The 23,314-nt window shown below is 70.6% G+C and carries 22 protein-coding genes; 17 read left to right on the forward strand and 5 right to left on the reverse strand.

Annotated features, from left to right (window positions below):
• Positions 1–39 precede the first annotated feature (39 nt).
• A complete protein-coding gene (locus OG714_RS02720) occupies positions 40–879 on the forward strand; it encodes a class I SAM-dependent methyltransferase (protein WP_406118238.1) in 840 nt (279 codons plus the stop codon).
• Positions 880–1,308: 429 nt separating this feature from the next.
• Here the strand turns inward: OG714_RS02720 and OG714_RS02725 are convergent, their stop codons facing one another.
• The 3 genes from OG714_RS02725 to OG714_RS02735 all read right to left on the reverse strand — a co-directional run bounded on the left by OG714_RS02725 (position 1,309) and on the right by OG714_RS02735 (position 4,162).
• Positions 1,309–1,986 carry a class I SAM-dependent methyltransferase gene (locus OG714_RS02725; protein WP_406118239.1) on the reverse strand — a complete coding sequence of 226 codons (678 nt, stop codon included), beginning with the start codon at positions 1,984–1,986 and terminating at the stop codon, positions 1,309–1,311.
• Positions 1,987–2,115: 129 nt separating this feature from the next.
• Positions 2,116–3,477: a hypothetical protein gene (locus OG714_RS02730; protein ID WP_406118241.1), complete on the reverse strand. Its 1,362-nt coding sequence runs from the start codon at positions 3,475–3,477 to the stop codon at positions 2,116–2,118.
• 178 nt (positions 3,478–3,655) lie between these two features.
• Complete coding sequence (locus OG714_RS02735; protein ID WP_406118243.1) at positions 3,656–4,162, reverse strand: cupin domain-containing protein; 507 nt, start codon at positions 4,160–4,162, stop codon at positions 3,656–3,658.
• A gap of 164 nt (positions 4,163–4,326) precedes the next feature.
• Here OG714_RS02735 and OG714_RS02740 point away from each other — a divergent pair, with 164 nt between their 5' ends.
• From OG714_RS02740 to OG714_RS02810, 15 genes are all read left to right on the forward strand, one after another.
• Positions 4,327–4,806 carry an RrF2 family transcriptional regulator gene (locus tag OG714_RS02740; protein ID WP_406118244.1) on the forward strand — a complete coding sequence of 160 codons (480 nt, stop codon included), beginning with the start codon at positions 4,327–4,329 and terminating at the stop codon, positions 4,804–4,806.
• The gene (locus OG714_RS02745) at positions 4,803–5,822 is read left to right on the forward strand and encodes a DsbA family protein (protein ID WP_406118245.1); all 1,020 of its coding nucleotides are present in this window, start codon (positions 4,803–4,805) and stop codon (positions 5,820–5,822) included. The genes OG714_RS02740 and OG714_RS02745 overlap by 4 nt, the downstream gene beginning before the upstream one ends.
• A 481-nt stretch (positions 5,823–6,303) precedes the next feature.
• Complete coding sequence (locus OG714_RS02750) at positions 6,304–7,863, forward strand: ABC transporter substrate-binding protein (RefSeq protein ID WP_406118247.1); 1,560 nt, start codon at positions 6,304–6,306, stop codon at positions 7,861–7,863.
• 75 nt (positions 7,864–7,938) lie between these two features.
• Positions 7,939–8,970, forward strand: a complete 1,032-nt coding sequence (locus OG714_RS02755) for an ABC transporter permease (protein WP_406118249.1) — start codon at positions 7,939–7,941, stop codon at positions 8,968–8,970.
• A gap of 2 nt (positions 8,971–8,972) precedes the next feature.
• A complete protein-coding gene (locus tag OG714_RS02760) occupies positions 8,973–9,875 on the forward strand; it encodes an ABC transporter permease (protein WP_406118250.1) in 903 nt (300 codons plus the stop codon).
• Positions 9,875–10,888 carry an ABC transporter ATP-binding protein gene (locus tag OG714_RS02765; protein WP_406118251.1) on the forward strand — a complete coding sequence of 338 codons (1,014 nt, stop codon included), beginning with the start codon at positions 9,875–9,877 and terminating at the stop codon, positions 10,886–10,888. Before OG714_RS02760 ends, OG714_RS02765 begins: the two co-directional genes overlap by 1 nt.
• Positions 10,885–11,736, forward strand: a complete 852-nt coding sequence (locus tag OG714_RS02770) for an ABC transporter ATP-binding protein (protein WP_406118252.1) — start codon at positions 10,885–10,887, stop codon at positions 11,734–11,736. The genes OG714_RS02765 and OG714_RS02770 overlap by 4 nt, the downstream gene beginning before the upstream one ends.
• A gap of 52 nt (positions 11,737–11,788) precedes the next feature.
• Complete coding sequence (locus tag OG714_RS02775) at positions 11,789–13,129, forward strand: LLM class flavin-dependent oxidoreductase (RefSeq protein WP_406118253.1); 1,341 nt, start codon at positions 11,789–11,791, stop codon at positions 13,127–13,129.
• A gap of 10 nt (positions 13,130–13,139) precedes the next feature.
• Positions 13,140–14,876 (forward strand): FAD-dependent monooxygenase, encoded by a 1,737-nt coding sequence (locus tag OG714_RS02780; protein ID WP_406118254.1) that lies wholly within the window; start codon positions 13,140–13,142, stop codon positions 14,874–14,876.
• Between the two features lie 20 nt (positions 14,877–14,896).
• Positions 14,897–15,931 carry an LLM class flavin-dependent oxidoreductase gene (locus OG714_RS02785; protein WP_406118256.1) on the forward strand — a complete coding sequence of 345 codons (1,035 nt, stop codon included), beginning with the start codon at positions 14,897–14,899 and terminating at the stop codon, positions 15,929–15,931.
• Position 15,932: 1 nt separating this feature from the next.
• Positions 15,933–16,688 carry an alpha/beta hydrolase gene (locus OG714_RS02790; RefSeq protein WP_406118258.1) on the forward strand — a complete coding sequence of 252 codons (756 nt, stop codon included), beginning with the start codon at positions 15,933–15,935 and terminating at the stop codon, positions 16,686–16,688.
• A gap of 55 nt (positions 16,689–16,743) precedes the next feature.
• The gene (ssuE, locus tag OG714_RS02795) at positions 16,744–17,301 is read left to right on the forward strand and encodes an NADPH-dependent FMN reductase (protein WP_406118259.1); all 558 of its coding nucleotides are present in this window, start codon (positions 16,744–16,746) and stop codon (positions 17,299–17,301) included.
• Positions 17,302–17,599: 298 nt separating this feature from the next.
• The gene (locus tag OG714_RS02800) at positions 17,600–18,961 is read left to right on the forward strand and encodes a bifunctional o-acetylhomoserine/o-acetylserine sulfhydrylase (protein ID WP_406118260.1); all 1,362 of its coding nucleotides are present in this window, start codon (positions 17,600–17,602) and stop codon (positions 18,959–18,961) included.
• Positions 18,958–20,103, forward strand: a complete 1,146-nt coding sequence (locus OG714_RS02805) for a homoserine O-acetyltransferase (RefSeq protein ID WP_406131700.1) — start codon at positions 18,958–18,960, stop codon at positions 20,101–20,103. The genes OG714_RS02800 and OG714_RS02805 overlap by 4 nt, the downstream gene beginning before the upstream one ends.
• A 525-nt stretch (positions 20,104–20,628) precedes the next feature.
• The gene (locus OG714_RS02810) at positions 20,629–21,438 is read left to right on the forward strand and encodes a hypothetical protein (protein ID WP_406118261.1); all 810 of its coding nucleotides are present in this window, start codon (positions 20,629–20,631) and stop codon (positions 21,436–21,438) included.
• 147 nt (positions 21,439–21,585) lie between these two features.
• Here OG714_RS02810 and OG714_RS02815 read toward each other — a convergent pair whose 3' ends face one another.
• Positions 21,586–22,092, reverse strand: a complete 507-nt coding sequence (locus OG714_RS02815) for a MarR family winged helix-turn-helix transcriptional regulator (protein WP_406118263.1) — start codon at positions 22,090–22,092, stop codon at positions 21,586–21,588.
• Positions 22,093–22,123: 31 nt separating this feature from the next.
• Complete coding sequence (locus OG714_RS02820; protein WP_406118264.1) at positions 22,124–22,600, reverse strand: hypothetical protein; 477 nt, start codon at positions 22,598–22,600, stop codon at positions 22,124–22,126.
• Between the two features lie 136 nt (positions 22,601–22,736).
• Between OG714_RS02820 and OG714_RS02825 the strand changes: the two genes are divergently transcribed.
• The gene (locus OG714_RS02825; protein ID WP_406118265.1) at positions 22,737–23,291 is read left to right on the forward strand and encodes a VOC family protein; all 555 of its coding nucleotides are present in this window, start codon (positions 22,737–22,739) and stop codon (positions 23,289–23,291) included.
• Positions 23,292–23,314: the final 23 nt, after the last annotated feature.

Raw genomic sequence — 23,314 nt, forward strand, 5'->3', positions numbered from 1 at the left:
CACGTGTCCCGCACGGCGGACACCCGGCACAGTGGAACCATGACAGTGGGATTCAGCGGCGAAGTGGCCCAGTACTACGCGAAATACCGACGCGGTTACCCTCCCCAAGTCTTCGACGCCCTCCAGGAAACCTTCCAGCTCTCACAAGCCGACACCGTGCTCGACATGGGATGTGGCACCGGCCAGCTCACCCTGCCCCTAGCACCCCGCGTCCGCTCAGTGGTGGGAGTCGACCCAGAACCCGACATGCTGCAACTCGCCCGGCACGCCGCGCAGACCCAGGAGATCCGCAACGCCACCTGGATACTTGGCGCAGACACCGAACTCCCGGCACTGGGCGAGCTGTTGGGAGAACAATCGCTGGCGCTGATCGTCGTCGGACAGGCACTCCACTGGATGCGCCACGAGGAACTCTTCCGCACCGCCGCACCCCTCCTGCGTACCGGCGGAGGCATCGCCGTGATCTCCAACGGAACGCCGCTGTGGTTGCAGAACAGTCCGTGGTCCCGGGCTCTGCGCACCTGCCTCGAAGAATGGATGGACACCCCGCTGACAGCGACCTGCGGCACCAGCAACCACGACCGGCTGAGGTATGCGAAGGCACTTCGGTCCACGGGATACGACGGCGTACGGGAGTTGGCCGTCGAATACCGCGACGAGCTCGGCTTCGACCAGCTCTTCGGCGGAGTCTGCTCCGCGATTCCCGCCGAACGGCTCCCCGGACCGGACGAACGCGACGCCCTCGCCGAACGTATCCGGCAATCACTCCCCACAGACGAACCGTTCACCGAGGAAGTACGAGTGACCATGCTCGTGGGACAAGCCCAGACCGGGCACAGGCCCGGGACGCCTGCGATGTGCCGGCCGTCGGGCTCGTAGGCCTGGCAGGCAGGCCGGTCACGGCGCCCGGGCTCTCCGGCGCCCCGGTGAGCCACCTGTCCCACGCCGGCCTGGCGTGCTCGGGAACGGGCTCGATCAACTCCCCGTCGAGTTCAAGGCCGATCAGGTCCGGCCCGTACTTCCGGGACTGCCTCCTCCACATTCAGTGACCGCAGGGTGCCCTGCACGAGCGCGGCCCGCAGGTGGTCACTTTGAGCGAACCCCCGCAACACGAGCGGACGGTCTCGTCGTCCGGTACCAGCCACACCCGGCTGCCGGCCCAACCCCGTACGTCGACTGCTTCCGAGACCCGGCCGAACAACTCGTAGGGCCCGACCAGGGGCACTCCAAAGAGCCCGTCCACCGCATCGCACACACCCTGTGCACCGACCCTGCCAACGGTCGCCCCTGTCCCCGTGCACGGTGGAATCATGCCTGGGCCAGGAACGAACTCCGTATGCCGGCGGGCTTTCGGGCGAGAATCTGGATCCCCGTCGAGTCATGGCCGTTCATCGTGCCCACCGTGATGGTTCGCGTGCCGATAATTTCGAAGTCCGCGAGCAGCGCGGTGAGCCATTCACGGGAATGGTGGCGGCAGACGGCGCCGTCGCCAGTCTCGAAGACGCCATAACTGCCGTAGAGAGTCGCGTAGTTGTCGTAGCGCTCGCGGTTGCGTTCATCGTGCTGCAGGAGGAGGTCGCTGATGTAGAGGAATCCGCCGGGCTTGAGGATGCGGTTCAGTTCGGCGATCAGGCGGCGTTGGGTCTCGTCGCCGGGGACGCAGGTCAGCACGGCGAAGAGCAGTACCGCGTCGAACTCGGCGTGTGGGGTGGGCCAGGTCGGCGGGGTGTCGATAGTGGTGAAGTGCAGTGTGGGGTGCAGGAGTTGGGCCCGTCTGACCATTTCCGGCGAGGTGTCGGCGCCCGTCAAATCACCGAAACCGTGCTGTTCAAGCTCCCCCATGGTGCGGCCGTAGCCACATCCGTAATCGAGAATCGCGGCCTGCCTGTCGATCCCGCGCAGCCAGGGCAGATGGAGTGGGTGCGTGAACGTCTTCGTTGCCGCGGCGGCATTCCAGTAGGGGATCTGGCTGTGCGGGTCGGACATGGCGGACGCCTTCCTTGTGCGTGACGTCATGTAAGAGTGCCGGACACAGCGCGTCGACTCCTGCCGCAGTTGCTCACTGCCGAAGGACCGCGGCCCTTGCCCTAGCCACCGCGCCTCACAACCCCCGCGTCACACGTCGGCCTCGCTCAGGATCCGGTACATCCGACCGGGCCGCAGTACGGAGTTGGCGGCGGCATCGTCGGCGACGTCAGGGACTGGGTCAGCCAGGAGTTGGCTCAGCAGGGCATCTGTTGCCTGGGGGTGGCGGGCGACTCCCCTCCGGAGGAAGGACTCCGGCGCCGCCGCCAGCTGGTGCAGGGCTGTCACCGGTAGTTCGGGGTCCTGCAGGGCGATGTAGCGGACGTGGGGGTCCCGTTCGGTGACGAACGTGCGGAGCGCGTGGCGTGGGAAGTTGGGGTGTTCGACGAGCGGTGGCCGGATGTGGAATTCGTCGCCGTGGGCGCGTACGAGACGTTCCAGGACTTCCGGCGGCGTGTCCGGGCGGCGTGCCGCCGTGCGGCGGACCTTGATGTCAGGGTCGTCGTCCAACCGGCGCCATGCCTCCTCGGGCAGGTCCCGGCAGCACGCCAGTACGCGTCGGAACACCGGCTGGCGGCAGTCCAGGTAGGTCATCCGCTCGTCGAGGGGTTCCTCTCGCAGCCAACTCGGTTCAATGAAGGTCCAGTTCAGGGCAACCCGAGCCCCGGTGCTTCCGGCCTCGCACTCGGCTTCCACGAGCGCGTACAGCCGGTCCCGTGTTTCGGCGTCCACATGGCGGCTCTGCGCGACCGCCACGCGCACGTTCGGGTCGTCCATGTCCACGAGCTGGGCGACCATGTCGGCGGACAGGTGCGGGTTTCCGGCTACGGCCTCACGGATCTCCTCGTCCTCGGTCCGCATCAGCTCGGCGAACTGGTCGACCGTGAGCGGGACGTAGAACGCCACGTTGGCTCGCACGGCCGGGTCGGCGAGACATCGGTCCGTCCATACCGGTGGGACGCCCGGTTGCGGACGCACGGTGGCGGCTGCCCGGACCCGCGGATCCGGGTCGGCGAGCAGTACGGCCTGGACCGACATCGGACGGTCGCGCCAGGCCTGCGCGATCGCGGCGCGGAGCTTCGGATCCCGTGCGCCGGCAAGCGCCGTTCGGGGCCGGCCGTAGACCTCCTCCAGGTCCGCGATGCCGACCTCCACCTCGCGGTCCACGCTGTGCCGGACGGAGTCCGCGTGCGCGTCGCGGATCGCCGGATCCGGATGCTCGGCGATCCTGCGGCGCATCCCGGAGGAGATCCGGTCCCGTCGAAGCATCGTCGCGGCGTCACCGCCGCCGTGTGTCAACAGAGCCTCGACCACCGCGTCCGCCAACTGCCCCCTGCGCATCGCCAGGCCGTGCCGACCGGCCGGGTGTGCGGCCAGCCGCACCAGGACGTCCTCGGGAGCGGCCTGGTTGCGCGCGAGCCCGGAGAGTTGTGGATGGCCGAGGGATGTCATGCGGTCAACCTAGTCGGCCCATGACTGACCCTGTGCGCGAGCTTTCCGGTACGGGCCGCACCAGCCGATCAGGCGGCGGACGCGGAGGCGAGTTGGACGGGTCCCGCCCGCCGAAAGGCCCCAGACTCCCGTGAGTTGGAAGGCCCATGGTCCTCAACTCCACGCCCGCGTCGACCCCTCAGGCCTCCCCCGCGCCCAGCACGTACAGCCCCGGAACGTTCACCACGATCGCCTCCTGCGTACTGCGCGCGATCACCACCACGGCCTCTTCCGCCGGGTCCGGATTCTCCTCGCGGTGCGGCACGAAGGGCGGGACGAAGATGTAGTCCCCCGGGGACGTGCGCAGACGGATCTCCTTCGGCCGCGGGCCCGCGTCGTCGAGGAAGACGAACTCGGGGTGCCCGCTCACCACGTAGATGGCGGTCTCGGACTCGCCGTGGTGATGGTCGGAGGACGCGGTCGAGGGGGCCACGTGGGTCTGGCCCATCCACAGCTTCTCGGAGCCGACCGTCCTGCCGCTCACCGCGGCGAACCTGCGCATGCCACCGCTCTGGGCGGTGTCGCCGTCGAGGGCGCCGGCGCGGACGTGGTGCAGGCGGGTGCGAAGGGGGGCTGCCGACTGCCCTGCGGCGTCGTGGAGATGGGGGTGGAAACCTTCGCCGGGGGTTGTCAACGGCTCGCTCATGGTTGGCGACGCTAGAGCCGCCCCGAAAAGGATGTCAAGAGGTGTCCATTGTCCTTCACCTGCGGCAATGTTCCCGCAATGTACGAGGGGGCGGATGAGTGGAAGGCGTGAGGGGAACCCTGGGAAGTCCTCGTGACGGGCCCCGCGTCGGGCATCATGTGCGCATGCACATTTCCGCGAAGGCGGACTACGCCACGCGGGCCCTGTTGGAGCTCGCCTGCGAACCTGCCCGTCCGCTCACGTGCGAGGCGATCGCCTCCTCGCAGCACATCCCGTTCCGGTTCCTGAAGTCCGTGGTGGGCGAGTTGCGCAGAGCCGGCCTGGTGCGCAGCCAGCGCGGCTGCGAGGGCGGGTACTGGCTCGGCCGGCCCGCCGACGAGATCACGCTCCTGGACGTCGCCCGCGCGGTGGACGGCGAGTTGATCACCCTCCGCGGCGAACCGCTGGCCGGACTCGACTACCCCGGCCCCGCCTCCGGCCTGCCCGGGGTGTGGCGCCGGATCGAGGCCGAAGCCGCCGCCGTCCTGGGCGGCACGACCCTGGCCACGCTGCTGCCCGCGGCCGAGGACGAGCACGCCTCGGGTGAGCAGCCCTCGGCCGAGCACGCTCCGGGCGAGCACCTCACCCGCCAGGGAGCCGCATGACCATCGGCGTCGACGCGGACCGACCGCCCCTGGAGATCGTCGAGTACACCGACCCCCTGTGTCCCTGGGCCTGGGGATCCGAGCCCGCCTTCCGCCGCCTCCGCGCGGCGCTGAGCGGCGACGCCCGGGTCCGCTGGCGCCGCGTCTACTGCATCCTCTTCGACCACGACGACGACCCCGCACCCGACCCGGCCGCGGAGACCGCCTGGTACGCGCGCTACGTCGAGGACATCAGCGCCCACACCCACGCACCGCGAGCACTCCGCCTGAGCCGCGTCGCCGCGAGTTCCTGGCCGGCCTCGCTGGTCGCGAAGGCCGCCGAGGCGCAGGGTGCGCAGGTCGCCGACCGGGTGCTACGGCGGCTGCGGGAGAGCGTGTTCGTGCTCGGGGAACCCGCGGACACCCCCGAGTCGGCGCTGGCCGCCGTGTCGGGCGTACCCGGCCTCGATGTCGACCGGCTCGCGACCGACGCGGCGTCGCCCGACGTCCTGGCGAAGGTACGCGCCGACCATGCCGAGGCGCGCCGGCCTGTCGACGAGGTGCTGTCGGTGCACGGCTGCGACTCGCCCCATCCCGGCGCGGCCAAGGAGACCCCCGACGGCCAACACCGGTACGCGCTACCGACGTTGCTCGTGCGCACCGCCGCCGGGCACCACCGCGCCGTGCCCGGCTGGCGACCGTACGAGGAGTACGTCTCGGCCATCACCGACCTCAGCCCCGGGCTGCTGCCCGCGCCCATGACGCCGGACGCCGGGTCGCTACCCACGCCCACGCTCACGCCCGTGACGCCGAACCCGGCGAAGACGCCCGCACCCACAACACCCCACCCGGCAGCGGCACTCGCGCACTACCGCACCCTGACCGAACCGGAGCGCGCGCTGCTGACCGACGGCGGCCCCTGGCCCCCGCCCGGTGCCGTCCGCGTCGACACCGGCAACGGCCCTCTGTGGCTGCACCCGGACGAAGTCGCGGTGCACCCCGTCACCGCCCCCTCCCGTCCGTCCGTGCCTCGCTAGGCCTCTGATCAGCGGTCAGGGACCATCCCGCCCAATGAGACACCAATTGGTGTCCATTGACAGCCGCCGACAGCTGCCCCCAGGATGTGCAGCATGCTCACGACGCACCCCGGTGTGGTGTGCCGCTACGTGGACCTGCGGCGCACCTGTAGCGCTCTCTGTCGCTGACCCGCCGACCCCGGCCCACAGGCGCCTGACCCCGCTCCCGTAGGCACCGGCACTCCGCCGCCTCGCCGCCCAGCGCCGTCTCCTCGCGCCCCTCGCGTTTCGTCGCCTCCTCTGCCTCCCTCCGTGTCTCGGGCTCTCCCCCGCGATCCGCCGACGCCTCATGCCCTGGGCGCGGCATGCCCCCGTGCTCATCGAAGCCGCACCGGCATGTCCGCCGTCCCGGTCTCCGTGGTGTCCGGCCCCCGGGTGTGCCGCCCTCGCTTCCTTTCCGCTGCCCCGGCGCGGCCGGGAGCCCTCGAAGAAAGAAACGAAGATGTCCGGACGACTCACGTCTCGCAGCCCTCGGGCGGCCCTCCGCCCCGGCAGACTGCGCGCCGCCGCCCTGGGTACCGCCCTCGCCACCGTGCTCGTCCCCACGCTCAGCGCCTGCGGCGGCGACGCCTCGACGGCCGGCGGCAGAGCCACGCTGAAGTGGGCCTCCTCCTACTTCCCCACCCACTGGGACCCGGTCGTCAGCGGCAGTGGCGCTCAGTTCCGTGAACTCGCCCTGGTGTACTCCTCGTTGACCCGCACGGACGCGACCGGCAAGGCCGTGCCCGACCTGGCCAAGAGCTGGGAGTACAACGCCAAAGGCGACCAGATCACGTTCCATCTGCGCCCGAACCTGAAGTTCAGCGACGGTGAACCCGTCGACGGCGCCGCCGTGAAGGCCGCCATCCTGCGCGCCCAGAAGCAGAAGAACTCCGCGCTCTTCGGCGACCTCACCTCCATCAAGTCGGTGGACGCGAAGGGACTCGACGCGGTGCTCCACCTCAGCCAGGTCGACTACCAGATCCCCCAGCTCCTCGGCGAGCGCGTCCTCCAGATCGCCAGCCCGAAGGCGGCGAAGTCCCCCACCAAGCTGGACCAGAGCCCGGTCGGCGCGGGGCCGTTCACCGTCACGCAACTCGTGCCGGGCACCAAGGTCCTCCTGAAGAAGAACCCGGACTACTGGGACGCCAAGGACATCCACATCGACAACGTCGAACTGACCTCGGCCCCCGACGCCGCGACGGTCGTCTCCGGACTCCAGACCGGTGTCTACAACTTCGCCGACATCGCCCCCAGTCAGGCCGAGGCCGCCAAGAAGGCCGGACTCGACGTCTTCGTACAGCCCGGCTTCAACGCCTCCAACGTCAGCCTCAACGTGAACAAGGCGCCGTTCAACAACGCCAAGGTCGTCGACGCGGTCCGCTACGCGATCAACCGCCAGGAGTTCGTGGACAAGCTGACCTTCGGCTACGGCTCGGTCACCAACCAGCCCTTCCCCAAGGGGTATGTGGCCTACGACCCGCAGTCCGCGAACGACTACGCCTACGACCCGGCGAAGTCGAAGCAGCTGCTGTCCGAGGCCGGTTACAAGGCGGGCCAGATCAAGCTCAACCTGGTCATCCCGGCGGAAGACCCCTCGGCGGAGATCGTCCAGGCGCAGTTGGCGAAGGTCGGCATCACGGTGAGCATCAAGGTGGACAAGAACTGGGCCACGCCGTTCTTCGCCAAGAACCTGACGCTCTCCATCTACGGGACGACGGGGCGCGACTCCGCCGCACAGACCCTCACCGCGCACTTCGGTCCGAACGGCCCGCTCAACCTCAGCTCGCCGTACGAGCCTTCGGGCTTCGAGGCGGCCATCGCCAAGGTGCGCCAGACCCCGCTGGACTCGCCCGACTACGCGAAGGTCCTCCAGGCGGCGACCCGGGCCGGCCTCCAGAGCAAGGCGCTGGTCTTCACGTACTCCTCGCCCAACCTGATCGCGAAGAGCAAGTCCATCTCCGCCCTGCCCAAGAACCCGGCCCACATCGACTGGACCGGCGTGACCATCGGCGCCAACTGACGCTCCGTCACATCGCGGAGAGCCACTACCCGCAGAGCCACTACCCGTACAGACACTACAGAGAGGGGGCAAGCCATGACGACGACGGAGGCACCGGCCACACCACCCGACGTCCGTCACAGGCCCGCCACGGCCAGGACGCGGAACACACTGGGCCGCGTCCTGGTCACCCTCGCCCGGTCGATCGCGATCTTCGTGCCCGTGTTCCTGGTCGCGACGTTCGTGACGTTCGCGCTGCGGTCACTGACCGGGCTCAGCCCGGCGCGGATCCAGCTGGGCGAGGAAGCAACTCCCGAGGCGGTAGCCAGAGTTGAAGCACATTGGGGCCTCAACCGGCCCTTCCTCGTCCAGTACGTGGACTGGCTGGGCGGCGTCCTGCACGGACAGCTCGGCACCAGCTGGACCAACGGCGCCGACATCTCCACCCTCATCGGCCTCGGCCTGGGCGTGAGTCTGTCGGTGGCGATCTTCGCGCTGCTCATCGGCGTGGTCGCGGGCTTCGCCCTCGGCACGATCGCCGCGCTGCGCCGTACGACGTGGATCGACCGCGCGATCACGGGCTTCGTCACGGTGATCTCGGTGATGCCCGCCTTCGTCGTCGGCATCGTGCTGGTCGCGGTGTTCGCGGTCGGACTGCACGTGTTCCCGTCGGCCGGATACGTCCCGGCGGCGCAGGGGGTCGGGCCGTGGCTGGCCCATATCACCCTGCCCGCCGTCGCGTTGAGCTTCGACGTCGTCGCCGACGTCGCCCGCCAGCTGCGCACCAGCCTCATCGCCGCCTACCGCGAGAACTACGTGACGGGCGCGGTCGTACGAGGGCTCAGCCCACGCCGGATCTTCTTCGGGCATGTCCTGCGCAACGGCCTCGGCCCGGCGCTCGCCACGCTCGGTCTGAAGTTCCCCACCCTCGTCGGCGCCTCCGTCGTCACCGAGTGGATCTTCGGGCTCCAGGGGTTCGGCCGGTTCGCGAACGACTCCGCGCAGGCCGGTGACGTACCGGCCGTGCAAGGGGTCCTCGTGGTGTCGATCGTCCTGGTCGTCGTCTTCAACCTGATCGTCAACCTGGTGCTGGCGCGTGTGACGCCGGCGTCCCAGCGGGGGGTGTGACCATGGTGCGCCGCGTGCTCTCCCTGACGTCCGGCCGGATCGCCCTGGTGATCCTGACCGTGATCGCCCTGCTCGCCGTCCTCGGGCCGTTCATCGCGCCCCACGACCCGCTGGCCACCAGCTCCGACACCCTCGCCGAGGCGTCGGGCGCGCACTGGCTCGGCACCGACTACCTCGGCCGCGATGTGCTGAGCCGGCTGCTCGACGGCTCCCGGGTCAGCGTGCTCGGCTCGCTCGAAGTCGCCCTCACGGCACTGGGAGTCGGAGCGATCCCGGGCATCCTGTCCGTCTACCTCGGCCGGGTCTTCGAGTGGGTCACCCTCCGGCTGACCGACACGCTGGTCGCCCTGCCCTTCCTGCTGTTCGCCGTCGCCGTGGTCGCCCTGCTCGGCAACGGCATCACCCAAGCCATGCTGGTCACAGGGGTGTTGGTGTCCCCGCTGTTCTACCGGGTGGCCCGCGCCGCGACGCTGGCGGTGGCCCGATCGCCGTACGTGGAGGCCGCGTTGATCTCCGGCGCGTCCATCGGGTGGGTCGTCCGCCGGCACGTCTGGGTCAAGGTGCTGCCGCCGATCGCGGTCGCGCTCGCCCAGACCATCGGCGTCGGCTTCGTCATCGTCTCGACGCTGACCTTCCTGGGCATCGGCGTCCAGCCGCCCGCACCCACCTGGGGCGGCCTGCTCGCCTCGGACCTCGGCTATCTCACCCAGAAGCCGTGGGCACCGCTGGTCCCCGCCCTGCTGATCATGGTCACCGTCTGGGCCTGCAACCTCCTCGCCGACGCGATCCGCGACGTCTCCGGCGAGGCGGGCCGCGCCCTGGTCAACAACCGCAAGGCGCGCGCCAACCGACTCGCCGACGCAACCGACTCCGACCTCACTCACGTTCACGCCGGAGGTGCGTGATGGCAACTCTCTCCGAGAAGGTCCTCACCCAGACTGAGCAGAACCGTAGTTCTGTGGTCGAGAAGCCCGACACCGAGACTGCCCCTGCCCCTGCCGCTGCCACTGTCCCGACCCAGACCGTCCGCGAGTCCTCCCCGTCGACACCCGTCCTGTCCGTGCGCGACGTCCGCATCAGCGACCGGGCCGCCGGCCAGGAGATCGTCCACGGCGTCACCTTCACACTGACACCCGGCAAGGCGGTCGGCGTCGTCGGCGAGTCCGGCAGCGGCAAGACCCTCACCTGCCGGGCCACGCTGGGCATCCTGCCCGCCCACTTCGAGGTCACCGGCGGCTCGATCGAGATCGACGGCCAGGACATCTCCGGGCTCTCGTCGGCTCAGTGGACGGCCCTGCGCGGCGCCACGATCAGCGCGGTCTTCCAGGACCCGGCGTCGTATCTCAACCCCTCGATCCGCGTGGGCGCCCAGATCGCCGAGGTGCTCAAGGTCAAGAAGGGACTGAAACGGCGCGAGGCCCGCCGGCAGGCGATCGAGCTGCTCCACGCGGTGCATCTGCGCGACCCGGAGCTGGTCTACAGCCAGTACACCTACGAACTCTCCGGCGGCATGCTCCAACGGGTCCTCATCGCCGCCGCGATCGCCGCCGACCCGCGCATCCTCATCGCCGACGAGGCCACCACCGCGCTCGACGTCACCGTCCAGGCGGAGATCCTCGACCTGTTGGCCGACCTGCGCGAGCGCAGCGGACTCGCCCTCGTCCTGGTCTCGCACGACCTGGCCGTCGTCGCCCGACTCTGCGACGAGGTCCTCGTCATGCGGCAGGGCGAGGTGGTCGAACAGGGCCCGACGCACGAGGTGTTGCACAACCCCCAACACGAATACACCCGGCTGCTGATCGCCGAGCACGAGCAGTACGGCCTGGACAAGTTCCTCGGCGCGGACGCCGTGGAGCCCGCGAGGACCGACGCCCTGGTCGCCGCAGAAGCCGTAGAAGCCGTAGAGGAGGACGCGTGAGCACCGACCGCCCGGCGTCGCGGGCCGCCCAACCCGTCCTGGACGTCACCGACTTGGAGGTGCACTACGGCCTCCGCCGGCGCCGCCGCCAGGCCCTGAACCGGGTCTCCCTGAGCATCGCCCCGGGCGAGACCGTCGGCATCATCGGCGAGACCGGTTCGGGCAAGTCGACGCTCGCGCGGGCCGTGCTCGGTCTGGTGCGCGCCTCGGCCGGGTCGATCGTGATCGACGGCGAGGAAGTCGGTTCGTACGGCCATCGCCAGTGGCGCGCGTTGCGTCGGCGCGGTGTGATCCAGTACGTCTTCCAGGACCCGCTGCGCAGTCTCGACCCGGATGTGACCGTCGAGGCGTCGCTGGCCGAACCGCTGCTGATCCAGGGCGTTTCCCGGCAGGAGGCGGCGGCGCGGGTGCGCGCGTTCCTCGACCGGGTACGGCTCTCCGCCGAGCTGCTCGACCGGCTGCCCGGCGAGTTGTCCGGTGGTCAGCGTCAACGCGTCGCGGTGGCGCGGGCGTTGGTGACCGAGCCGCGTCTCGTCATCCTCGACGAGCCGGTCAGCGCGCTCGACTCCGCGAACCGCGTGCAGATCCTGCAGATCCTCAAGGAACTCCGCGCCGACGGGGTGGCCCTCGTCTTCATCTCCCACGACCTCGGGTCCGTCGCCGGGGTCGCCGACCGGATCGCCGTGCTGTACCAGGGCGAGTTGGTCGAGGTCGGCGCCACCGCCGACGTCATCAACCAGCCCCGGCACCCCTACACGCGCCTGCTCGTCCGCTCCGCGCCCACATTGCACGGCGCGGCGGCGGACCGGGCCGAACGCGAGGCCCTGCGCGCCCTACTCCACGCCTGACACTCCCTGAACTCTCCCTGGCAGCAGCTCCCCTGACAGAAAAGGAACAGCCATGTCCCGCACGCTCCACCTCGCCCTGCACCCCTACGGCGTGGGCGGTCCCGGCCAGCACGGGCTGTGGAAGGACCCGCGTGTCGCGAAGAACGCCAGCATCGACATCAACTACTACATCCGGCTGGCCCAGGCGGCCGAACACGCCCTGTTCGACGCCCTGTTCATCGTCGACAGCCAGTTCATCAACTCCACCTACCCGGCGCACTATCTCAACCGCCTCGAACCGCTGACCCTGTTGTCGGCCGTCGCCACCCACACCAAGCACCTCGGCCTGGTGGGCACGGCGAGTTCGACATACAACTCGCCCTTCAACCTCGCCCGCCGCTTCGCCTCGCTCGACCACATCAGCGGCGGCCGGGCCGGCTGGAACGTCGTGACCAGCTTCGACACCGGCACCGCGCGGAACTTCGGGCTCGACGAGCACCTCGACTACGCCACCCGCTACGGCCGTGCCCTGGAGTTCGTGCAGGTGGCCCGGGGGCTGTGGGACTCGTACGAGGACGACGCGTTCCCGGCCGACGTCGAGCGGGGCGTGTTCCTCGACCCGGCCAAGCTGCACGAACTCGACCACGCGGGCGAGCACTTCAAGATCGCGGGCCCGCTGAACCTCTCCCGCTCCCCGCAGGGCCAGCCGGTGATCTTCCAGGCCGGCGTGTCCGAGGAGGGCCGTGATCTCGCCGCGCAGGTCGCCGAGGGCATCTTCGCGCCCGGGGGCACCCTGGAGTCGGCCCGGGACTACTACGCCGACGTCAAGAAGCGCGCGGCGGCCTACGGACGCGACCCCGAGCACGTCAAGATCCTCATCCACGGCGGCCCGGTCGTCGCGGCCACCGACGAGGCGGCCCGCCGTCGCGAGCGGGAGATCTTCGAGGAGGACGACGACTTCGGCCGCAACCTGGCGCTGCTGGGCCGTTCCTTCGGGGCGTACGACTTCAGCGTGCACGACCTGGACGCGCCCTTCCCGGACGTCGCCCACCTCGCCGAGAAGGGCGGGCGCACGGGTGCCGCGCAGCTCATCGAGCGCGCCAAGGCCGAAGGTCTGACGTTGCGTCAAGTAGCTGAATCCATCAACCAGTTCCGCCAGTCGCCGTTCGTCGGGGACCCGACGACCGTGGCCGACACCCTCCAGCAGTGGTTCGGCGCCCGCGCCTTCGACGGCATCAACCTGGCCTTCCGCACCGAGGAGGAGCTGAACTACTTCGTCGACGGCGTCGTCCCGATCCTCCAGAAGCGCGGCCTGTTCCGCACCGAGTACACGTCCGACACCCTGCGCGGCAACCTCGGCCTGCCGATCCCGGCCAACCGCAACTCCCGCGAGCGCCAGCTCGTGAACGACTGAGGGCCGCGCGATGACCGAACTGTCGGCGACGGGGGGACGTGATGTCCACACCGTCCGCTTCCCCGCCACCACTCCCCCGGCGACCGTCGACGTCCTCGTCGTCGGCGCCGGCCCGGTCGGCCTGGCAGCGGCCGTCGAGCTGACCTCGCGGGGTGTCAGGGCCGCCGTAGTGGACCGCGCCCCCGCCGCGACGCTGGTGCGGGCCGGGGCCATGGGGCACACCCCGCGGGTCGTGGAGCATCTGCGGCGCTGGGGACTGCTCCAGCGCGTCCGGGACGCGTGGACGTACCCGCCGGAATGGCACCGGGGCACCCGGCTGGTCACCTCGCTCGCCGGGCACGAGCTGGTGCCCGTGCCCGCCCCGTCGTTCACCGACAGGGCGGGCAGCGCCGGGTACTCCGCCGACGAGGCGCTGCGCCGCCCGCAGACCGTGTTCCAGCGAGTCTTCCTCGACCACCTGACGGAACAGGGCGTCAGCGTGTCCGGCGGCTGGGAGCTGACCGGTCTGCGCGAGGACGCGAACGGCGTCGACGCCGAGGTCGTGGACGTCGGCTCCGGCCGCTCACAGATCATTCGGGCCGCCTATGTCCTGGGCACCGACGGAGGCGGCAGCACCACCCGCCGCCTGGCCGGCATCGACCGTGCGGGCGAGCACGCCACCGAGAAGCGGTTGCGGCTCATCGTCCGCACCGGCGACATCGCGGACCGGGTCGGACCCGCCCCGAGCGCGACGAACATCGTCATAAACGCCCGCGCCTCCGGCTTCCTGGCCGCCGTGAGCGCACGGGAGTGGCGGGTGTACGCCGGCCCGTACCCGCTCGAACACGAGCCCAGCGAAGGTGAGTTGCTGGACGCCGGGCGGGCCGCGTTCGGCCTGGACATCGACCTTGAGCTGGTGTCCGCGACGACCTTCTACCACGCCACCCGAATCGCGGAGACGTTCCGTCGCGGCCGGATCCTGCTCGCCGGTGACGCCGCCCATGTCCGCACGCCCGGCGGCAACCTGGGCGAGGGCATCGGCGATGTCGTCAACCTGGGCTGGAAGCTCGCGGCGGTGCTCGACGGACAGGCCCCGCCGAACCTGCTCGACTCCTACGACCAAGAGCGCCGCCCCCACAACTGGCGAGTCGCCGACCACGCGTTGGAGCGTGCGCGGCGCACCCAGGCCACCCTCGCCGAGATCCGGGCCGCCGGCATTCCCGACGACGCGGACCTCGGCGAGGACGCGGTACGACGGCGGGCCGAGATCGGCGCACGGCTGCGCCGGGACCGGTTCGGCAGCGACGGGGTGGCCTTCGACGAGCGGTACGACGCCTCGGCGGTCGTCCGGTACGAACCCGGCCAGCTCGACGCCGAACAGCCCTGGCGCGCCGACGTCTATGAGGACGACCCGCGCCCGGGCCACCGTGCGCCCGACGGTCCCGTCGACCCGAGCGGCGGCACGCTCTACGACCGCCTCGGCACCTCCTTCGGCCTGCTCGTCCTCACCGACGACCGGACCGTGGAGAAGGCCTTCGCCGCCGAAGCCGCCGCCCGTTCCCTACCGTTCACGGTCGTCCACCTCACCGACCCGGCGGCACGGGCCGTCTACGGCACGGCCAACGTCCTGATCCGCCCCGACCAGCACGTCGTCTGGCGCGGTACCCGGCTGCCCGACGCGGGCGCCGCCGCCGTACTCGACCAGGTGCTGGGGCACGCCGAGGCGGCGGCCGAACCCGCCCCGGTTCCCGTCACCACCGCAGCCTGACACCGAAAGGCCATCACCCCATGACAACCGAGAGACCACGCTTCCGGCTCGGTTTCCTCACCCACGTCCAGGGCCGCGACGACGACATCGCCCGCACCTACCGCAACGCCCAGGAACTCTTCGTCGTGGCCGACGAGTTGGGCTTCGACGTCGGCTGGGTGGCCCAGCACCACGTCCCCCTCGGAGGCGGCGGACTGTCCTCGCCGTGGACCTTCCTGGCCCACGCGGCGGCGCGGACGACCCGCATCCGGCTCGGCACCGCCATCACCGTCCTCCCCCTGGAGGACCCGGTACGGCTCGCCGAGGACATCGCCACCGTCGACACGCTCAGCGGGGGCCGCGTGGAACTGGGTGTGGGCAGCGGATCCAGCGAGGTGGAGTACGCGGCGTTCGGCAAGGACGTGGCCCGCAAGCGCGAACTCACCAGCGAGAACCTCGACATCGTGCGCCAGGCCCTCGGCCGGCGCGAGGTGGGCACACCCGGCTTCCGCATCCAGCCCCGGCCCGGTGAGTTCAACGACCGTGTCTGGCAAGGGGTGTTCAGCGAACAGGGAGCCGAATACGCCGCACAGGGCGGTGCGAATCTGCTGCTCAACCGTGCGGCCTACGGCTTCGACGCCCCCACCGACGAGGTCCAACGCCCCTGGGCCGACGCCTACTTGGCCGCCTGGGACCAGCCGCGACGCCCGCGCATCGGCCTCTCCCGGTTCGTGTTCCCGGCCAAGGACCGGCGCACGGCACTCCAGGCGATCGGCGACGACGTCCACCGGGCGGCGCTGCGCATGGCGGAGCACGGCGCGTTCCCCAAGGGCCTCGACCAGGACGAGGCGTTGCGCCGTTTCCACTCGTTCTACGGCCATCCCGAGGAGATAGTCGCGGCGCTCGGGCAGGAGAAGGTGCTGCCGGTCGCGACGGATCTGATCACCCAGTTCAACCCCGCCGTCCCCGACCACGACGCCGCCGTCCGCGCCCTCGAACTCATCGCGACCGAGGTGGCACCCGCGTTGGGCTGGAAGCCCGCGCCGACGGCCGCGACCGTATCCGCAGGAGTGTGACATGACCCAGTACAGCGACTACTTCGGCCCCGAGGGCCTGCGCGTCCGGGGCACGGTCCTCGTCGTCCCCGGCCGCGGCGAGACCCGGGCGACCTACGCCCGCTTCGGCAAGCGGCTCGCCGCCGACGCCTACCGGGTCCGTGTCATCGACGCCCCCGACCTCGACACCGAGGACCTGACCGACCTCGCCACCCGGCTCTCCGAGGCCGCCGAGGACACGGCCGTGGACGACGGTGTCGTACGGCCCCTCGTCCTCGTCGGCGCCGACTCGGGCGCCGCCGCGATCGCCGCGCTGCTCGGCCGGGCGGCCGGCGATGAGCCTGACGCCGTGGTCCTCGCGGGCCTGCCCGGCCTGGCCCCCGGTACCGCCGCGACCGCCGGCACGTGGGACGAGGAACTCGACGTGCGCACCTCCTGCCCCGCCCACCGGGGCGCCCTCACCCAGGACCCCGAGGTGCGGCGCGGCTCGCTCGACGACGCGGTGCCGGAGGCCGTGCTCACCGCCGCCTACGACAGTGAGGCCGCCGTACCGACCCTGCTTCTGGCCGGCGACGCCGATCCTCTCGCGGACCACGAGGCGCTCGCGCGCACGGCCAAGTCCCTTGCCGGCGCCCGGCTTTCGGTGGTGCACGGCGCTCACCACGATGTCCTCAACGACCTCCAGCACCGGTCGGTGGCCGCCGAGGTCGTCACCTTCCTGGAGACCCTGCGCAACGAACTGCGTCCGCTGATCACGGTGCGGTCGAGCGCCTGGTGAGCACGCCTGCGCCCACCTGGTACTCCGTCTGAACCCGACCTCGAAAGGTCCCGTCATGGCCTCGATCCTGTCCGTCTCCGGCAGCCCCTCCCCCACCTCCCGCACCACCCGACTCCTGCGTCACCTGGACGACCGGCTCCGCCGTCAGGGCCATGACGTGACCCCGCTGGAGGTACGCACCCTGCCCGCGCAGGCCCTGCTGGGCGCCGACTTCGGGCATCCGGCGATCGTCGCCGCCACGGCTCTGTTCGAGCAGGCGGACGGGGTGGTGATCGGCACACCGGTCTACAAGGCCGCCTACTCGGGCCTGCTGAAATCGCTCCTCGACCTGCTCCCGCAGTACGCGCTGACCGGCAAGACGGTGCTGCCGCTGGCCACCGGCGGCAGCACGGCCCATGTGCTGGCGATCGACTACGCGTTGCGTCCGGTGCTGAGTTCCATGGGACCCTCGCACATCGTGCCGGGCTGGTTCACCCTCGACAAGGACATCACGGTCGGCGAGGACGGCACCCTGACCGTCGCCTCCGCCGCGGCCGAGGCGCTGGAGCAGGTCACGGACCACTTCTCCAGCGCGTTGGGCGGTCGTACGGCGCTGCTCGCGTCCACGGGGTGAACGGCGGCGGGGCCGGCGTGGTTGTGGCAGTCGTGTGTCAACTGCCCACGTCACGCTGGTCCTTCGGTACCGGCTGTGGTTCTCTCAGTGCATGACCGTGCTCGTGACCCGCCGCCACGTCGACTACGTGCGTGTCACCAGCACGGGGTGTTCCGCCGTGAGCTGACGCTCCGCTCCGGCATACGGTCCCCCTCTTCACCAGCGCGCCGCGCCGTCCTCCGTCCTGCCCTTCTCCGGTCCGGACGGCGGCCCCGCGGTCGCTTCACGCACCCCCGCACGCTCCGCACAAGGGAGAATCATGAGCCAGCCCATCGACGCCGTCGCCGCGGGTCACACCCCCGAGGACGAGCCCGCAGGTCCCGACACCTCCGCCTGGTCGTTCGAGACCAAGCAGATCCACGCCGGTGCCACGCCGGACCCGACGACCGGGGCGCGGGCGACGCCGATCTACCAGACCAGCTCGTTCGTGTTCCGTGACACCCAGCACGCCGCGGACCTGTTCTCGCTGGCCGAGCCCGGCAACATCTACACCCGGATCCACAACCCCACCCAGGACGTCTTCGAGCAGCGCGTCGCCGCCCTCGAAGGCGGAGTCGCCGCCGTCGCCCTCGCCTCCGGGCAGGCCGCGGAGACCCTGGCCATCCTGACGCTGGCGTCCGCGGGCGACCACCTCGTCTCCAGTACGTCGCTGTACGGCGGCACGTACAACCTGTTCCGGCACACGCTGCCGAAGTTCGGCATCGAGGTGTCGTTCGTCGACGACCCCGACGACCTGGAGGCGTGGCGGGCGGCGATCCGGCCGAACACGAAGGCCCTGTTCGCCGAGACGCTCGGCAATCCGCGCGGCAACGTCCTCGACGTGCGAGGGGTCGCCGATGTCGCGCACGCGGAGGGCGTCCCGCTGATCGTGGACAACACCGTGCCGACCCCGTACCTCCTGCGGCCGATCGAGCACGGCGCCGACATCGTCGTCCACTCGGCGACGAAGTTCCTCGGCGGGCACGGCACCACGATCGGCGGTGTGGTGGTCGACGGCGGCACCTTCGACTTCGGCGCGCACGCCGAGCGCTTCCCCGACTTCAGCGAGCCGGACCCCAGTTACCACGGTCTGCGGTACTGGCCGGCGCTGGGCCCGGGTGCCTTCGCCATCAAGCTGCGCGTGCAGTTGCTGCGTGACCTGGGCCCGGCGATCGCACCGCACTCGGCGTTCCTGCTGCTCCAGGGCGTGGAGACGCTGAGCCTGCGCATCGAGCGGCACTCCGCCAACGCGCAGGCCCTGGCCGAGTGGCTGGAGCAGCGTGACGAGGTCGCCGCCGTCCACTACCCGGGACTCGAGTCCAACCGCTGGTACGAGGCGGGGCAGCGCTACCTTCCGCGCGGTGCCGGAGCGGTGCTGGCCTTCGAGCTGCGGGACGGGGTCGAGGCCGGGAAGCGGTTCGTGGACGCCGTCGAACTCTTCAGTCATCTCGCCAACATCGGGGACGTACGCAGTCTCATCATCCACCCCGCCTCCACGACCCACAGTCAGCTGGACGAGGCGCAGTTGGCGGCGACCGGCACCTCGCCGGGGCTGGTGCGACTGTCGGTCGGCATCGAGAACCTCGCGGATCTGAAGGCCGATCTGGAGGCCGGGTTCCGCGCGGCCAAGGGCGCGTCCTGAGCACCGTACCGACGCCGTCAGCGGTCCCTCTTCCGCCGGTCTCCGGGGCGTGGCGGGAGGGGGACCCGCCCGGGCGCCGCAAGTGGTACGCCCGGGAGAAGCCCCTCGCGTTGGAGGCGGGGGGTGAACTGCACGGTGTGCGGCTGGCGTTCGAGACGTGGGGGCGGCTCGCGCCGGACCGCTCGAACGCCGTGCTGGTGCTGCACGCACTCACCGGCGACAGCCATGTCGCCGGGCCCGCCGGACCCGGTCACCCCACCTCCGGCTGGTGGAACGCGCTCGTCGGGCCCGGTCAAGTCCTGGACACGGAACGGTGGTTCGTCGTCGCGCCGAACGTGCTCGGCGGCTGCCAGGGCAGCACCGGGCCGTCCTCGCCCCGGCCCGACGGGCGAGCGTGGGGCGGGAGCTTTCCGTTCGTCACGCAACGCGACCAGATCGCCGTGGAAGCCGGTCTGGCGGATGAACTCGGCATCGGGCGCTGGGCGTTGGTGGTCGGTGGGTCCATGGGTGGGATGCGGGCGCTGGAGTGGGCCGTGACGTATCCGGAGCGGACGGACGCGCTCCTGCTGCTCGCCACCACCGCGGCGGCGAGCGCCGAGCAGATCGCGTGGGCCAATATCCAGCTCCACGCCATCCGTTCGGACCCGCACTGGCGCGGCGGCGACTACCACGACTCCGGCCGGGGTCCCCATGCGGGACTCGGCCTGGCCCGGCGCCTGGCCCATGTCACCTACCGCAGCGAGCCTGAGTTGGCGGCCCGCTTCGGTCGTACGGCGCAGGGTGCGGAGGATCGGTGGAACGGCGGCCGTTACCAGGTCGAGTCGTATCTCGACCATCACGCCGCCAAGTTGGTGCGCCGTTTCGACACGGGCAGTTACGTCACCCTCTCCGAGGCCATGAACAGCCACGACGTCGGCCGCGACCGCGGTGGCACGCGTGCCGCGCTGCGCCGGGTGACGGCGAGGACCCTTGTCGCCGGGGTCGACTCCGACCGGCTCTATCCGCCGTATCAGCAGGCCGAGTTGGCGGCGGGGATCCCTTCCGCGGACCGGCTCCGGGTGATCGAGTCGCCGTACGGCCACGACGGGTTCCTGATCGAGACGGAGCAGGTGGCCGCGCTCATACGGGAACTCGTCGGCTAGCCCCGTATTTCGCGGGTCGCTGATTTGAATGGTGTGACCGGTCCGGGGGTGTCCCGGGCCGGGGTGGCGGCGTTGGGCGGGGTGTGTCGATGACTTCCCGGCACCCCGGTCCTGGCCTGGCACTTCGAAACCGGCATGCTGAAGGCCGAAGCGGCTGTCGACAGCTGGTACGCACTGCTGACGTCCGTCCCCGCCGACCAGGCAGACGCCGGACAGGCCCTGATCCCGGCCTCCTCGACACCGGTATCGAACAAACCCACTGGCCACAGACCTGTGACTGAGCGCTTCCATCGGCCGGTCGAGCGCTGGTCGGCCAAGGTACCGACTGGCTCCTGCGCAGGCTCCGCCAAGCGACGCCCCTGCTTGTAGCATCCTGACTTGCTGTGCTGAATGCAGACGCACACCAGGGGCTGCGTGTACACCTGACAGAGCGGGTGGGACCGGACTCAGGGCGGGGACAGTGAGCGCATGGCAAAGGCGGTCGACAGTACGGCCGGTTTATCCGGCCTCCTGGGGGAGGGCAACATGACCGTTCTCCGACACTCCGTATCCGTCCTCGCCCTGGAACCCGACCGGCTCCAGGAGCTCTCCAAGCTGATCTTCGATTTCGCCGAATCCACCCGGGCCCAGGGAGAAGAGATCGTCCTGGAAGACGGGCGGCCGGTCGCGGACGTGCGACTGGTCAAGGGGCGGCATTTGCGGCCCGGCGCGCGGTACGAGCTCTCGGAGGCCGGTGACACGGATCAGGTGGCTGTGCTCGTACGTGAGTGGCAGCGCCGCAGCGCGATCGCCGTGGAACAGCTACTGGTTTCGGACGATGTGACGGTGCGGATGGTTCTGCGACTGCGCACCCCCGACCGACCGCGGCTGCTGGAGGTCGAAGGACAGGTGCGGGGCCCCGAGGGATCGGGGGCGCTGCGCCGAGGGTCGGGAAAGGCGCGGCTCGACCTGGCCGCATGGTGGGCGGCGACCGACCTCGCGCCCGGAGCCCTGCCGGCGGCGCGTGCCCCGGCGACGGCACGGCTGAAGCACCGGCTGGGCAAGGCGCATCTGTATCTGCGGCCGCGGCGGGCGGACGGCGGACGGTGGCAGGTGGACGTCGCGGTCACCGTGCGTGGGCGTTGGCTGTTGCGGCCGGTCGCCGCTGTCGCCCTGATGGTGGCGGGGCGCCCGGTGCGGCGAGGCTTCCGGTCCGGGGTGGAGCAGGCGGCCGACGATTGGAACCGGTCGATCGGCGAACTGCTGGCGCTCGGCCCGGACGACCTCCGGGCCGAGCTGACGAGGCAGGCCACCGAGCGGCCCCCGGAGGAGCCGATGGGCGCTCCGGACCCCTGAGCCCCCATGGGACGGCTTCCTGGTTCGCTGCTTCCTACACGGCCAACTCGAATGCCGACTGGCCCATTGAAGCGCTGAGTCACAAGACCTGAAACGGTGACCCGCGAAGTCCGGGGCCAGCGGGGCGAGTTCAGGTCTGCCCCTGCCCTACCGCCGGCGCCAGGGCAGCGCCTCCTGGTCGTCCCCGGCGCCCTCCTCGCGGTGGAGCGCCGCGTTGATCGCCTCGCCGATCTCCGCGAACTGGCGCACCTGCTCGGGTGTCAGCGCGTCGAAGACCGCGCGGCGTACGGCCTCGACGTGGCCGGGGGCCGCGCGCTCCAGGAACTCGCGTCCCTGCGCGGTGAGCGCGGCGAGTTGGCTGCGCCGGTTCTCGGGGTCCTCGTGGCGGTCCAGGTAACCGGCCTCCTGGAGGCGGGTCACGGCGTGGGTCAGCCGACTGCGGGTGATCTTGAGGAGCTCGGCCAGCTCCGACATGGTCAGCCTGCCCTGCGGAATCGAGGAGAGGTGGGCGAGCAGGATGTAGTCGGAGTGCGTCATCCCAGCGTCGCGCCGCAGCTGACGGTTCAGGTGGTCGGACAGGAGCGTGGAGAACTCGACGTAGGCGAGCCAGGCCCGCATCTCCTCGGCATCCAGCCAGCGTGGCGTCGTGGTCATGGTCGCACTGTAGTCACTGCCGTTTGAACCTTCACACCGCCCGGCCGGGCGTGCTCGCGCTGATCCAGTCGGTGACCTGCCGCACGTACTCCCGGTATCCGGACCGCGCGGCGGACACGACCGCGGCGACCTCCTCGGGCTCCGCGTCCAGACACAGCTGCACCAGGACGTGGTGCGGTCCGTCCGCCGGCGCGAGGGCGGCCGCCAGTTCGGCGTCGATCAGCCCGGCCCGCTCGGCCGCGCCGAACGAGGCGGTGGGTGTCTGCGGCGGCGCCTCGCCCAACACCCCGTCGGAGACATGTCGGTTGATGGTGGAGGCGAGGTCGTTCAGCAGGGCCAGGACGCGCTCGACCGCCAGACCGGTGCCCGGGTCGTTCGCCAGGCGCGCGCTGTCCAGCCGTCCGAGCGAGTCGAGTTGTACGACCGACTTGCGCATCGTGATCAGCCGGTGCTCGATCGCTGCCCGGTCCACGGTCACCGGCTCCGTCCCCGCACTGGATGTGGTCATCACCGCATCGTCCCACCCCGCAACCGCGTCCACGCGGCCGATTCCGTCTGGTGGGACATGCGATGGACGACCGCGGAGGGCGGGGGGACAGTCGTTCCCCGTGGTCAATCGGGCCGATCAGAACAAGGGGTGCCGAGTGCGATCGTTGAGTGACCTCTTCCGCAACTTCATGCAACTCGGATACGTGACCGACGACATCGACGCCGCGGCCGCCTTCCTGGAGTCGAGGCTGGGGACGGTCGAGTGCGTCAAGCACTTCAAGTCGTCGCTCGGCGGCGGTCTGCCGCCCGCCGGTGCCGAGGACCCGCGCGGCACCTTCGTCGTGGTGGACGGGGTGCCCGCCGACGAGTGGGTCATCGATGTCGCCCTGGTCAACGCCGGTCCGACCAACCTGGAGATCATCCGCCCGGTCGGCGGCATGGTCGATCTCTATCGCGGTGCCGTCAGGCCCGGGGAGCCGGCGACGCTGCATCATCTGGGCTTCCGCGTCGACGACTTCGACGAGGCGTCCGCGATCGTCGCCGCGAGCGGCAGGTCGTGGAAGCAGTACGGGGACAGTGGCGCCATCCGGTTCGGGTACCTCGACATGACAGCCGAGTTGGGGCACTTCGTCGAGGTCATGGAGCTCGACGAGGAGGCCGCCCAGGGGTTCGCGCACCTTGAGGCAGCGTCGAACGCAATCCGTGACTGAGTGCACTGTTCTCTTTCGGCATG

Source organism: Streptomyces sp. NBC_00989, from assembly GCF_045162655.1.
GTDB lineage: Bacteria > Actinomycetota > Actinomycetes > Streptomycetales > Streptomycetaceae > Streptomyces.

Coding starts and splice junctions, on each gene's coding strand:
- OG714_RS02760 (WP_406118250.1), top strand. CDS start 8,973: ATGGTGCGCCGCGTGCTCTCCCTGACGTCCGGCCGGATCGCCCTGGTG.
- OG714_RS02785 (WP_406118256.1), top strand. CDS start 14,897: ATGACAACCGAGAGACCACGCTTCCGGCTCGGTTTCCTCACCCACGTC.
- OG714_RS02775 (WP_406118253.1), top strand. CDS start 11,789: ATGTCCCGCACGCTCCACCTCGCCCTGCACCCCTACGGCGTGGGCGGT.
- OG714_RS02725 (WP_406118239.1), bottom strand. CDS start 1,986: ATGTCCGACCCGCACAGCCAGATCCCCTACTGGAATGCCGCCGCGGCA.
- OG714_RS02755 (WP_406118249.1), top strand. CDS start 7,939: ATGACGACGACGGAGGCACCGGCCACACCACCCGACGTCCGTCACAGG.
- OG714_RS02735 (WP_406118243.1), bottom strand. CDS start 4,162: ATGAGCGAGCCGTTGACAACCCCCGGCGAAGGTTTCCACCCCCATCTC.
- OG714_RS02815 (WP_406118263.1), bottom strand. CDS start 22,092: ATGACCACGACGCCACGCTGGCTGGATGCCGAGGAGATGCGGGCCTGG.
- OG714_RS02740 (WP_406118244.1), top strand. CDS start 4,327: ATGCACATTTCCGCGAAGGCGGACTACGCCACGCGGGCCCTGTTGGAG.
- OG714_RS02800 (WP_406118260.1), top strand. CDS start 17,600: ATGAGCCAGCCCATCGACGCCGTCGCCGCGGGTCACACCCCCGAGGAC.
- OG714_RS02790 (WP_406118258.1), top strand. CDS start 15,933: ATGACCCAGTACAGCGACTACTTCGGCCCCGAGGGCCTGCGCGTCCGG.
- OG714_RS02745 (WP_406118245.1), top strand. CDS start 4,803: ATGACCATCGGCGTCGACGCGGACCGACCGCCCCTGGAGATCGTCGAG.
- OG714_RS02765 (WP_406118251.1), top strand. CDS start 9,875: ATGGCAACTCTCTCCGAGAAGGTCCTCACCCAGACTGAGCAGAACCGT.
- ssuE (WP_406118259.1), top strand. CDS start 16,744: ATGGCCTCGATCCTGTCCGTCTCCGGCAGCCCCTCCCCCACCTCCCGC.
- OG714_RS02720 (WP_406118238.1), top strand. CDS start 40: ATGACAGTGGGATTCAGCGGCGAAGTGGCCCAGTACTACGCGAAATAC.
- OG714_RS02730 (WP_406118241.1), bottom strand. CDS start 3,477: ATGACATCCCTCGGCCATCCACAACTCTCCGGGCTCGCGCGCAACCAG.
- OG714_RS02810 (WP_406118261.1), top strand. CDS start 20,629: ATGACCGTTCTCCGACACTCCGTATCCGTCCTCGCCCTGGAACCCGAC.
- OG714_RS02780 (WP_406118254.1), top strand. CDS start 13,140: ATGACCGAACTGTCGGCGACGGGGGGACGTGATGTCCACACCGTCCGC.
- OG714_RS02820 (WP_406118264.1), bottom strand. CDS start 22,600: ATGACCACATCCAGTGCGGGGACGGAGCCGGTGACCGTGGACCGGGCA.
- OG714_RS02750 (WP_406118247.1), top strand. CDS start 6,304: ATGTCCGGACGACTCACGTCTCGCAGCCCTCGGGCGGCCCTCCGCCCC.